Origin of the sequence: Brucella pecoris (assembly GCF_006376675.1) — a bacterium.
GTDB classification, from domain to species: domain Bacteria; phylum Pseudomonadota; class Alphaproteobacteria; order Rhizobiales; family Rhizobiaceae; genus Brucella; species Brucella pecoris.
This window is the reverse complement of sequence record NZ_VEWK01000004.1, coordinates 194,343-207,022: the sequence shown is the minus strand read 5'-3', so window position 1 is coordinate 207,022 and position 12,680 is coordinate 194,343. Positions and strand designations below refer to the sequence as shown.

Below are 12,680 nucleotides of genomic sequence, written 5' to 3'. Positions count from 1 at the left end.
ATACTTCCGCCTTCATCCATCAGTAAAAATCACCTTCCGTAATTTTTACTGATGGATATTTAAATGCGTAATAAATTTATTCTTTCTATTTTTCTTTTTCTGGGTTTTTCAGTTGCTCCCTCTTTGCCGCAGGCCATGGCGGAGCTGGTGGGGCCGGTGGCAAGGGAGCTAATGGTGGAATCGACGGACAACCTGGAAAACCCGGATGCGACGGCGGTGCTAAACCGGCTGCCGACGGAAAATTCTATCTTCCGGGTACACATCAGGAATGTAATCCGAGCGATGAAGACCGGGCTAACACCCAGAGAAAATCGAAATAAGTCCGAGCGGTTTCTGCGGACAAAGAAAAACCCGGCTCCAAGGCCGGGTTTTGCATTTCTTATGCTCGAAGTGATCAGGCAGCCGAAGCCTTGATCCAGTCGGCAAGACGGCTCTTCGGAGCAGCGCCAACCATATTGGCGGCGAGTTCGCCGTCCTTGAACATCAGAAGCGTCGGGATCGAACGCACACCGAACTGCGCGGCCAGTTCCGGGTTTTCGTCGATATTAACCTTGGCGATCTTGACCTGACCGGCCATTTCAGTCGCGATTTCATCCAAAGCCGGAGCGATCATCTTGCAGGGACCGCACCACTCCGCCCAGAAATCCACCACGACAGGCTCGCTCGACTGAAGAACGTCCGACTGAAAATTGCTGTTATCGACCTTAACGGTTGCCATAGGGCTATCCTCTTTTCTCACCAAGAACGGCAGACATCTTTTCAGACTCACAAAACGATCCGCTCTTTATTCGCTATATCATGTGGCGTGTCTGCTGCCATCCGTCAAGTTCTGGTTCGTCACCTTTCCTTGAGAGTCTTTCAGAGACTGCAGCGCTTCATCCAGAACGACATCCGGCAGCGGCATCAGATATGGGCCTTCGGTGAACAGAAGTGCTGTTTCGACAATCCGTCCCGGATAAAGCGGCGCCAGCAATTCGCGATAGAGTGCAAGCTGCGCCCGATAGGCGAAAGGAACCGCTTGAACAGTTTTCGGCGGCGGTCGATTGGTCTTGTAGTCGACGATCAGAACCCGGTCCTCGCCGACGCTGATGCGGTCGATCTGACCGGACACCGCATGATCGCGCCCGCCAAGCTCGATGGTGCCCATGATGGCCACTTCCCCGCGCGAGCCTTCTGCAAAGACGGGCGCATAGGTCGGATCGTCCAGAATGGTCCGCACACTTTGCCATGCTATCTGACGCTCCGTTTCCGGCCAGTCGGCAGCGATCCGATCAAGATAGTTGCGTGCCAGCGTTTCACGCCCATCCTGCGGTACATCCGGCAGATATTGCAGCAGCATATGGATCGCCGTGCCGCGCCGCAACGCAAAGGCCGATGTCCCATCGCCCGCCCCCAGTACCGGCGAAAACGTATCGAGCGGCGGTTCCTCGTCCGCCTCGATCAGCGCGGATGCGCCGGACGGCGCCAGCGGCCGCGGCAGTCCGGTTTCCGGCTTTATCGGTCGCAAATAGTCGAGCGGCAATGACGGCAGCGCATGGTCTTCGGTTCTATCCTGATCGACAATCTCGACCATTCCGCGCGGTGTATTGCGATAACGCCTTGCGGCAACACCCAGCACGGGGTGCACGAATGTCTCGGCCTTGGTGACCAGCGCGTCCTCGACAAGGCGGTGCCATGTCTCGCCGCTTTCGCGCATGCCGCGATAACCGCAGATGATGAGCCTATCCTCCGCCCGCGTCATGCCGACATAGAGCAGGCGACGATATTCCTCTTCGGCCCGCGTTTTCAGCTTCTCGATCTGTGCCGTCGTAAAACCGGTCTGGTATCCGGCATTCGGTTGCCAGAGATAGCCTTTCACCGACGGATTATCGTTCGAAAAGTCAAAAGGAATGAGCTTTGGCGCGCGACTGCCTGTCCAGACAGCACTTCCCGGATCAACAAGAAACACCACCGCCCCTTCCAGCCCCTTGGCAGCATGGACGGTCATGATGCGCACTTCATTGCGCCCCTGATCGAGTTCTCGCTTGATTTCCGGCGATGCCGCTTCCAGCGTTTCAAGGAAAGCCTGCAGGCCGGGCAGACCGGCACGCTCGGCAGAAAGCGCATAGTTCTGGAATTCATCGATGATGTCGCCAGCCTCCGGCCCCAACCTCGCCAGGAGTTTTCGCCGTGCACCGTCCGCACTCAATATCCGTGCATAGAATTCGAACACCGGCATCGTGTCGGCCATATTGCGCCAGCGGCTCAAGGTCTTGTGCACTTCGGCCAGCACGGCATCGCCACGCGAGACCTGATAAAGCCGCTCGAACAGCGTAAGGCTTGAACCGCGCGGATGGGCAAGCTCGAATAACCGGTCGTCATCCCAGCCGAATAGTGGGCTTTTCAACACTGATGCCAGCGAAAGATCGTCCGAAGGCTGAAGCACGAACCGACCGAGCGCCATCAGATCCTGAATGGCAATATGACTGGTGAGCCGCAGGCGGTCTGCACCTGCAACCGGAACGGACAGGTTTTTCAGCGCCCGCGACAGGGCGGGCATGAACTGGTCACGCTTCCGTACCAGAACCATGATGTCACGCGGCATGATCCGCCGGTTCTGCCCCGGAATAGGTTCGCCGCGATCCAGCCAGTGGCGAATGGTGGTGGCGATCTGATCCGCCAGCCGGACAGCGGGTGCTGCCAGATGATCGACCGGCTCGCGCCAGTCGTCCGGTTCTTCCACCACTTCCGGTGTCAGCATATCCCAGATTTCCACCTCGCCCGGCGCGTCGGAACGAATGGCTTCATGAACCGTTGCGCCCGCGAGGCCGCGATTGGCTTCCGGTCTCGCAAAAACCTCGTCTACTGCCTGCAGAACATCGGGAGCGGATCGGAACGAGAAATTGAGGCTGACACGCTCGAACTTCAGTTCCGCATCTCCCGCACGAAGACTGACGGAACGCCCCTGCGCCGCGAAATCCTCCGGCACCGCGCCCTGGAACGAGTAGATCGATTGTTTTTCGTCGCCAACGGCAAAGAGCGTGCGGCTGATATTGCGCTGGCCGAGGCCGGAGAAAAACTCTTCCGACAGCATGCGGATTACCTGCCACTGGTCGGGGCTGGTGTCCTGCGCCTCGTCAACCAGAATATGGTCAATGCCGCGATCGAGCTTGTACTGCACCCACTGCCCTGCCCCGTTGCGGGCGAGCAACGCCACGGTCCGGGTGATGAGATCCTCGAAATCGAGCAAACCGCGCCGACGTTTCAGGTCGTGATAGCGTTGCAGCAGATTGTCGATCAGCGTGAGCGCGGCCAGATTGAGCCGCACAAGCCGCAATTCCTTCAGCCGGTCGAGCCCCTGTTCGACACGTGCCGCTGCCGTGTCGAAATCCTCTTCGAAATCCGGCAGAAGTTTCTTGACCGCCGCCGAGCCAACATAGGAACCGGATTTCGGTTCGCCCGTGCTTTTCAGGAAGGCTGCGCGCAACACGGCTTCCCGGTCACGCTGGCTCGTCACTTTCTCGAAACGCCGGAGCTGCAGCGCAAAATCCTGTGCGCGCGACGCACCCTTCTGGATCAACATGATGAGGTCGAGCGCATCGTCGGAAAATTCCGGTATCGGCCAGAGATCGGCGACAAGTTCGTCTTCGCTGGTTTGCGGGTCGAAGCGGAAAGCCCGGTGCAGCGCTTCGCTGCGATGCGCCGCTACGCCCAGTTCGGCGATATAGGTCTGCAAGCCGTTGCGCCTGCTTACCGCCTCATCCAGAAGCGATTGGAGCCCCATCTCGCCCGATGCCTGCAAAACATCGGCAAAGGCCCCTGCGAGCTCAGTATCGCCGCCACCGTGCGCCGTTTCGAGGAGCTGGCGCCTGGCTTCACCCACAAGGGCTGCCTGCATCAGATCATCCATCATCTCGAAATGACCGGCAATGTTCGCCTCAAGCGGGAACTGGTGCAGGATCGCTTCGCAGAAAGCATGGATGGTCTGGATTTTAAGTCCGCCCGGCGTCTCGAGTGCGCGCGCGAACAGCCGTCGCGCTGCAGCAAGACGGGCATCCCCCGGTGTGCGCCCTTCCAGCGACTTCAGACGTTCGGCAAGTTCGATATCGGGTAGGACAGCCCATTCGGAAAGCCGCATGAACACGCGGTTCTGCATCACCGCCGCCGCCGCCTTGGTATAGGTGAGGCAGAGAATCTTCGAAGGATCCGTGCCCTCCAGCAGCAGGCGGATAACACGTTCGGTCAGAACATGCGTCTTGCCGGAACCCGCATTGGCCGACACCCAGACGGAAGCTGCCGGATTTGCTGCGTTGCTTTGCGCCCGCAGCGTTTCTTCCGGAATAATCGGTGCTTTTTTCACTCGCCGCCCTCCCCGCCCGTTTCACCGCCAGCAGACCATTCCAGCACCCGCGCCAGATGGTCGTAATCGCCTGTCAGGTCCGTCTCGCGAAACGGCAATGCGCGCGACAGATAGCCTTTTTCCGGTTTCTGATACTCGGCCAGTAGTTGCGCCAGCCGCTGCCAGGATTCCTCGCCAAGCGCCGGTGCGGTTTTTTCCGATGGCGGTCTTCCGATCTTGAGGATGGATTCCGGCCTTACCTCACCGCCCGCCTTGAGGCGCACATAGGTCAGATCGGATGCGCGGACCGAGCCCAATTCCCGGAATGCGCCGCGTGCCAGCAACGCTGCCTCCAGTGCAAGCTGCGGCGACAACAGCACATGCGCCTGTTTGGGCGATGGTGTCGATCCCGTCTTGTAATCGATGATCTCCGCTGTTCCGTCTCGCATCAGATCGATGCGGTCCGCACGACCGGAAAGCGTGATGCCAAGCCCTTCGACTTCGCGTTTATCGGATGAAATCTCCGCAAAGCGGGTCTGGACATTATAGGCGCGCTCGCGTTCCCAAGCCAGAAACTGCGGAATGAGCGCCGTGAAGCGCGGCCACCAAACGGCCTCGATTTCTGTCGGCAGATCCATGTCGGCAAAAAGAATGCGCCCCAGCTCCATCAATCGCTCTGCGGCATCGGGCGCCAGCGGATCGATTGCCTCTTGCGTGAAATGACCCAGAATATCGTGGAACAAAGTGCCGCGCTCGGCAGCGGCGGGGTCACGGATCAAAGGCTCCAGCGGCCGCAGTTTCAGTATCTTCTTGGCGAAGATAGCATAGGGATCGCGGCGCAGCGTTTCGATTTCCGTCACTGAAAAATGTTTCGGGCGTGCAAGGACCGGCGGTGCTGGTTCCGGGCGCTTGACGAAAGGTACATCGGGCGCCTGATCGATTTCGCGCGACCACTGGATGAAACGCGCCCCACGCTTACGCATTTCGGTCGTCACATCCGCGCCCAGCACCGTTTCAAGCCGCTGTAGCCACCGTGACGGCACGGTCGGCGCATTGTCGGAACGCTGCGAGCGCGTCAGCACAACATGATCCATGCCGAGCGCCATCTGGAAGTCGTGGGCGGCAAGGCCGGTACGGCGTTCGGGCGGATCGAGCGCGATCATCGACTTCATCGGGCGCGACATGAACGGATCATTGCGGGTGCGGGCGGGCCAGCTCCCCTCGTTGAGACCGCCGATCACCACCGTATCCATGGTTTGCAGGCGTGCTTCCAGCGCACCCCAGATGAAGAGACGCGGATGACCGCCGGGATGCGGTTTGACCGTCTCGCCCGCTATCAGGGCATCCAGCACAGCCGGCCATTCCGAAGCCTCGAAATCGAGCCCGGCTTCGCTCGAAACCAGACCGCGCAAAAAGGCAGCGAGCTGTTCTCCGCGTTCCCCGGAATAAAAAGGCGCGACGCTGGCCTTTTCATTGCGCGCAAGATTTTCCAATGCTTCGACCGTGGCGCGCGCGATTTCACCGATCTCCGTCCTGCGTCCGGTGATCACGAAAGGCACCAGCGGCGCTACGGCCTTCGACAGGCTTTCGCTAAGATTTCGGGCGGCGGCGATCATGTCCGGCGTGACCGTATCGTGCCATGCCGGTTGCCAAGGCTGGCTGGCGCTTTCCTCCAGCCGCCGGTCGAAAAATGCAGGAAGATCGAGCACAGAGGCGCGACCTGTACCACCGCGAAAGGCGATGAGTTCCAGGGTTTCGGCGGCACGGCGTCGATCGATACGAGGCGCTTCCAGCCGCAGCAGCGGATGCTTGACCAGCGCCAGCAAGGCCACCGGATCACCCGGACTAAAGACGGTCTCGACCAATAGCCGCAGCAAAGTCGTGGTCTCGACATCGCGTAGATGCCGCCCACCGGAATCATCGGCATCGATCCCGAAACGGGCGAGTTCACCCACCACGCGCCGTGCCAGGTTGCGGTCTGCCGTGACAAGCGCAGCCGTCTTGCCTTCATCATTGATCGCATCGCGCAGGACAAGCGCCACCGCAAGCGCCTCCTCCCGCTCATTGGCAGTTTCAATCAGATCGATCGTCTGCGCTGCCTGCCGCAAGGCTTCGGGCTGCATATCAGGATCTCGCGCAAGCTGCCCCCACGCATCGGTCGTTTCCGCCGGGCGAAGCGCTTCGCTGACTACCCGCTCGCGCAGGCGTTTGGAGGCGGACATATCGTCCAGATGTTCCACATCCGCACGCAATGTCTGCATTGCGTCGAGAAGCTTGCGCAACCCGAATTGCGGATGTCCGAAGATTGAGGGGTTGTCGGTTGCCGATGCCAGCATCTGCCAGGCGGCATCATCCAGATCGCGGTCCAGCCCCGGTAGCACCACCGCGCCATTCGGCAAGTCCGCAATAGCGGAAATGAGCTCTGCAGTCGCCGGTATGGAACCGGTGGAACCGGCAACGATAACCGGCCCGGCAGGCGGATGAGCGCGCAGGCGCTTCACTTCGCTCCAGATGAGATCGTTGCGATGCGCAGCGGGATTTGAAAGCCGGCGTTCCGCCAGAATATCCGGCCACAGATTGGTGACGATGTTGAGAAAGCCGAGCGTGACCTGCCACCAGTCGGCGAGGTCTTCCGGGGCAATTCCTGCAAGCTCGCTCCATTTAGCCCCATCGGTTTCGACCTGATCCATCAACCCCGCCAGATCGCGGGCAAGCCAGATCGCATCGGCAGTCGTGGCCGGAACGGAAACATCGTCAACGCCGAATAGAGCGCGCACATGGGAGGGTAGCGATTCCCGCCATGGACGGATCAATCGTGCCAGTAGCAGAAGCCGCTCCGCCGTACCGATCGGCGGATTAATATCGAAGACACCCAACGAACCCGCATTGAAGAAAGCGGCATTTTCGTCCACATCGCCAAGCGGTTTTATCGTCGGCAAAATAGCGCTTTTAGCCGGATTCCTATCGACCAGTATCGATCTCAACGCGCGCGCCGCACGGCGCGTTGGCACATAGATGGTTGCATTGGCCAATGCCAGCGGATCCGATGGATTGCCGGGAAAACCTTCGACCAGCCGCCCTTCCAGAAGCGCTTTTGCAAAAGCAGGCAGAAACGGCGTGCCGGGAGGAATTGAAAACAGGCGCTGTTTCCCATCTCTGGGCCGTCGTACGCTCATGCTTTCTACCTCCTCATGCAAATGTGGTAAGCGCTGCCTCCGCCTCGCCGATTGCGTCCGGCGTTCCGACGGTCAGCCAGTGCCCGGTCATTGGCATACCATAAAGGCGACTTGCTGCAATCGCTTCATCGAAATAGCGGTTGAGCGAGGACACACCCGGCAAAGCCTGATCAAAGATGCGGGGGTGGATGATCCCTGCTCCGGCATAGATCACCGGCTCGCCCGAGACATCGCGCGCGCGGCGCAAATGTCCGTTTTCGTCGGCAACGAAATCACCCTTGCCTTCATAGCCCGTTTCCTGATCGAGACGCGCCGTCATCAGGAGAATATCCATCCGCTCCGCGTCCCAGGCCTCAGCAAGCGCCGACAGATTGGGAGCTTTCTCGTCGCCGACCCAGAATGTATCGGCATTCAGAATAAAAAACGGCTCTGCTCCAAGCAGCGGCAGCGTCTTCACAATACCGCCAGCGGAATCGAGCAGCTCCTCACGTTCGTCCGAAATCACGATCTTCAGATTGCTACGCTGACGAAGATGATCCTCCAGTTGGTCGGCTAAATAGTGCACATTGACAATTGCCGTACCGATGCCTGCCCGCACTGCTGCATCGAGCCCCCAATCGATCAAGGGCTTGCCCGCCACCTTGACCAGCGGTTTCGGAATGGTTTCGGTGATGGGACGCATACGCTTGCCAAGCCCGGCGGCAAGAACCATAGCCGTCTTCGGGGCCATTTCAGGCATTTTCGCCATTTCAGGCATTTTCATCGCGCGGCCTCTTGCTGCATCAATCCCAATTCCTCGAACCACGCTGCCACCGGTGCCATGACCGGATGTTTCAGCACACGTCCCAGATAGTCGTAAATGCGCGGCAGGTGTTTTAGATAATCCGGCTTACCATCCCGCTCGTCGAGCCGCACGAAAAGACCGAGTAGCTTGGCATTGCGCTGTGCACCCATGGCCGCATAGGCTTTGCGGAACAAAGCCTCGTCGAACACATGCCCCTGTGCGCGACGCTCATCGCAATAGGCGGTGACAACAGCCTGTTCCAGTTCCGGCGAAATCGTCACACGCGCATCGAGGGCCAGTGAAGCCACGTCATAGGCTGCCGGTCCAATCATCGCATCCTGAAAATCGATGACACCGATCTTGTCTTCGGCATCTGGAAACCAGAACAAGTTCGGCGAATGATAGTCGCGCAAGAGCAAGCTCTTTTCGACATCCGCAATGTCGGCGATCACGCGATCCCATGCGGCTTCATAAGCTTGCTTTTCTGCGTCCGTGAGCTGCCTGCCCATCATGCGCGGCGCATACCACTGGCCGATCAGGCTGACCTCGATCATCATCGCATCGCGGTCAAAACCGGCGATGATGTGGTCGGGATACCCAGCCACCGGCGCATGCTCGGGCCAGGCAACGCCATGCAAGTCCGCCAGAAAGCGCCCGGCGGCTTCGTATCGTTCGGCGACGGGTTCACCGGAAGCCGCACGCACGCCTTCCGATCCGAGATTCTCAAGGATCAGAAAACCGGCATCGAGATCGGCAGCACGCATTTGCGGCACACGGAAGCCCTGCCCTGCAAGAAGCCTATCAATGGCAGCAAAGGCAAAAATGTTTTCCGCCAGATGCGCAATCTGCCGATAGGATTTTCCGTCCCGCAGCGGCGGATCGTATGGCATCTGCGGCGCATTCATCAGAATTTCAACGCCGTGAGCAGCGGTGCGGATCGTCTCATATTTACGTGGGGAGGCATCGCCCTGCAAATAGCGTCGCGTTGCGTCGGTGCGCCCATGAAGGTCCAGAAAAGCACGAATCGCCAAGCTGCGTTCCAGCCGCTGGATCGCGGCGACAGGTCCGGACACGGTAATGCGCCGCCCTGCCCCTTCATGGCTCAGTGTGACGGCAAAGGACGGCTCGGGCAGGAACCCCTCGCCCTGCTCCGGCCATTCGGCCAGAACCACGCCATCTTCCAGAAACTCCGGCAGTCCCAGCTCATCCAGCTCTTCGCCGTGTGAAATACGGTAAAGATCGGCATGAGCAACAGGAATGCGCAAAGTCTCATAGCTTTGCACCAGCGTGAAAGTTGGGCTCGGAACATCCAGTCCTTCATCATCGGCGATGGCCCGAATGATCGCGCGGGCAAGTGAGGATTTTCCCGCACCGAGATCACCGGAAAGCGTGACGAGATCGCCCTTCTGCAAGGCGAGGGCGAAATCCTCGCCGAAACGCCGCGTTGCGGCTTCGTCGGGCAAGAAATAGCTAATACTGGATTGTGAGGCGCTCATGGGCACCCTTTACCTTATTCGGCTGCGACGCGGAAGCTGCGTGTTTCCGACGGAAAGCGGCAAATGACCGTTGTTCCACGACCGGAACCCGTATCAATGTCGACCGACCCACCATGCAGCTCGACAAAGCTCTTGACGATGGCAAGTCCCAGCCCGGCACCCCGGCGGCGACCGCCATTCGGATAGGACTGGAAGCGCTTGAAGACCGTGTCGAGCACTTCTCCGGGCATGCCGGGACCGTCATCATGGACGGCAAAGACCACTTCTGATCCTTCACGCGCCACCTGTAGCTGGATGCTGGAGCCTTCCGGCGCATAGTTGGTGGCGTTGGATAGGAGGTTGAAAAGCACCTGCCGGACGCGATTCGCGTCGGCCTTGAATACATCCACATCGTCGGCAATGTCGATGTCGAGCCCGATATCATGGTCGCGCATGCGCTCGCCGACACGGGAGGCAGCAGCGGAAATCGCTTCCACAACGGAAACTTCGCCGACCTCCAGTTCCATGATGCCTGCATCGACGGTCGCCAGATCGAGAATGTCGTTGACGATGGTCAGCAGTACCGATGACGATGTGCTGATATGGTCGAGATATTCTATCTGGCGCTCGTTGAGCGATCCGAAAGCCGGCGTCTGCAGCAGTTCGGTAAAGCCGATGATGTTTGTGAGCGGTGAACGCAATTCATAGGAAACGTGCTGGACAAAATCGTTCTTGATCTGGTCGGCCAGCTCCAGCGCCTCGTTCTTTTCCTTGAGCGCCCGTTCGACGCGCACCGTGTCGGTAACGTCGATGAAGGTCAGCATGGTCTGGCCCTTCGGCAATGGCACGACTGCGAAGGAGAGAATGGCGCCGTCGTCCAGCTCCACCTGCCCCATGCGCCCGTCGCGCGTGTCCAGGAAGCCGGTGACGGTGGAGACGAAATCATCCCACAGACCGTTGCCGCCGCGTTCGCCGCAGATCTTGGCGATCGATGAAATATGCGTGCCTTCGACGATGAGCGGCATCGGCAGTGCCCAGAGATCGGCAAAAGACGGGTTGGAAAGCCGGATGCGCCCGTCAGAACCGAACACTGCCACTGCTTCCGCCAGATGGTCGAGCGTTTCGCCCTGCACCTTGATGAGCGTGTTGTAACGGCCTTCGAGTTCGAACTTTTCGGTCATGTTCTCGAAAAACCACGTCACACCGCCTTGCGGGTGCGGGTTGGAGACAACACGCATCGTCCGCGTATCGGGCAGATGCCACATATGTTCCTGCGGCTCGACAGCGCGATAGGCCGAAAGGACGGAATCCTTCCACTTGCGCCATTCCGGCTGTTCGGGCAGCTTGCCTTCCGAACGCAGGCGGTCGAGGATCAGCGTGTTGCTGGGCTGCGATTCCAGCCAAGCGGTATCGAGCGACCACAATTTCGCGAAAGCCTGATTGAAGAATTGCAGCTTCATCTCGGGATCGAAAATCGCCACTGCGGTCGAAAGCTGGTCCAGCGTTTCGGCATGGCTCTTCATCGTGCGGTTCAGCTCTTCACGCATAGCCTGCGCTTCGGTCTGGTCGAAGCCGAGCCCGACAGACCCCGTTTCCGCGCTGACATCCGTCACATCGAAAAGGCGGCGGTCACCGTGTACGACAGCCGTCAGTTGTTCCTGCAGGACAGGCTCGGCAAAGCGGTCGCGCTCCAGACGCTGGCGCGCTTGCGCGCCGAAAAGCTCGCGCCCTTCGGAAATGACCTGGCTTGCATTCGCCATATCGACAGCTTGCGCATAGGCGGCATTGACCCATTCAACACGCCCACTGGCGTCTCGCGCCCAGACAGGTTGGTCGATCCGGTCGAGAAGACGGCGGAAAAGCTCGATACGCTCAGAAAACTCACGGTTTTGCGCCTGTAATGCTGCACGTTCCGCCTGCACGCCTTGCAGACTCAGGAAACGGGCCACAGCAAAGCCGCCCGATGTGCGCCCACGCACGTCGAGCAGTGTGCCATTGACGGTTTCAACCGTCAGATCGAACGCCCGCGCCTGTTCGCGCAGCATTCCAATGGCGCGCTCAAGCGCCACCACTGATTGCGGACGCAGCCAGCGGCCAAAAGCCAGAAAGGTCGAACGATCCTGCGGGGCAGCACTGTCGTCCGGCAATAGCCCGACGACTTCAGCGCGTGTGCCGTGACCGTCCCAGACCACAATGCGCTGATCCTTGAGGTTGAGCAGGGCTTCATTGCGCTGGGCGACCAGATTGAGGTCGGCGAATTTGGAACGCAGTTCCTTGTTTTCTGCGGCAACGCGCGATCGTTCGCGGATCAGCCAGCCGGCAGAAAGAAGAGCTGCGCCCATCACGCCGAGGAACATGGAAAACTGGATGACCTCGAACGCGCCGATACTGCCGCCACCGAAGGGCAGGGCGATGCGCGCCGATTCCGCGCCCTGCGCAAAGGCGGGTACGGCTGTAAAAAGCGTTGCGAGGGAAACGGAAGCCTTCATCAGGGCTTTTTTCGAAGCAAGCCAGGCGAACGGCTTTGCAACATGGGCGGCAGGACGCCATTGCCTGCCAGTAACGATTGCGGAAACATTCCGCAAATTCCCCGTTGCGCCGAACTCTGGCATGTTGTCCTTTTCTCCGCCACCCGGCCATGAAAACCGCCATGAAGGCAGACTGGCCGTATTAAAACACTTCAATACACATCAAAGCCCGACCATACGCACGCCGCCACAGTGCACGATAGTCAACGCGTTTTCAGGTGTTTAGGGGATGAATCCACCTCTCGCTTCCCGCCACAACCGGCAAAAAACGCACAACGCAAATACCCGCTCAAACACCTTGATTCGCCTACACAATACCCTTCCAGCGAATCCACGTGAAGCATCTTGCACGCAAAAAGAAAGACCGGGCAGTTTGTCAACCGCCCGGTCTCAACATGT

7 protein-coding genes are annotated in these 12,680 nt (G+C 59.3%); 1 reads left to right on the top strand and 6 read right to left on the bottom strand.

Annotation, left to right across the window (positions count from 1 at the left end; all coding sequences use genetic code 11):
- Nucleotides 1-63: 63 nt before the first annotated feature.
- Nucleotides 64-414, top strand: a complete 351-nt coding sequence (locus tag FIB18_RS09940; protein WP_140020558.1) for a hypothetical protein — start codon at nucleotides 64-66, stop codon at nucleotides 412-414.
- On the opposite strand, the gene trxA is transcribed toward FIB18_RS09940, so the two are convergent.
- From trxA to FIB18_RS09910, 6 genes are all read right to left on the bottom strand, one after another.
- Nucleotides 395-718, bottom strand: a complete 324-nt coding sequence (gene trxA, locus FIB18_RS09935; RefSeq protein ID WP_006473274.1) for a thioredoxin — start codon at nucleotides 716-718, stop codon at nucleotides 395-397. The two genes, FIB18_RS09940 and trxA, sit on opposite strands and share 20 nt — an antisense overlap.
- A 78-nt stretch (nucleotides 719-796) precedes the next feature.
- Nucleotides 797-4,339, bottom strand: coding sequence for a double-strand break repair helicase AddA (gene addA, locus FIB18_RS09930; protein ID WP_140020557.1), 3,543 nt, complete (start codon nucleotides 4,337-4,339; stop codon nucleotides 797-799).
- On the bottom strand, nucleotides 4,336-7,494 hold the full coding sequence (gene addB, locus FIB18_RS09925; RefSeq protein ID WP_140020556.1) for a double-strand break repair protein AddB: 3,159 nt from the start codon (nucleotides 7,492-7,494) through the stop codon (nucleotides 4,336-4,338). Before addB ends, addA begins: the two co-directional genes overlap by 4 nt.
- Nucleotides 7,495-7,507: 13 nt before the next feature.
- Complete coding sequence (locus tag FIB18_RS09920; protein WP_407921854.1) at nucleotides 7,508-8,224, bottom strand: nucleotidyltransferase family protein; 717 nt, start codon at nucleotides 8,222-8,224, stop codon at nucleotides 7,508-7,510.
- 29 nt (nucleotides 8,225-8,253) lie between these two features.
- Complete coding sequence (gene tsaE, locus FIB18_RS09915; protein ID WP_140020555.1) at nucleotides 8,254-9,774, bottom strand: tRNA (adenosine(37)-N6)-threonylcarbamoyltransferase complex ATPase subunit type 1 TsaE; 1,521 nt, start codon at nucleotides 9,772-9,774, stop codon at nucleotides 8,254-8,256.
- A 14-nt stretch (nucleotides 9,775-9,788) separates the two neighbouring features.
- On the bottom strand, nucleotides 9,789-12,242 hold the full coding sequence (locus FIB18_RS09910) for a sensor histidine kinase (protein WP_235894875.1): 2,454 nt from the start codon (nucleotides 12,240-12,242) through the stop codon (nucleotides 9,789-9,791).
- Between the last annotated feature and the right edge of the window lie 438 nt (nucleotides 12,243-12,680).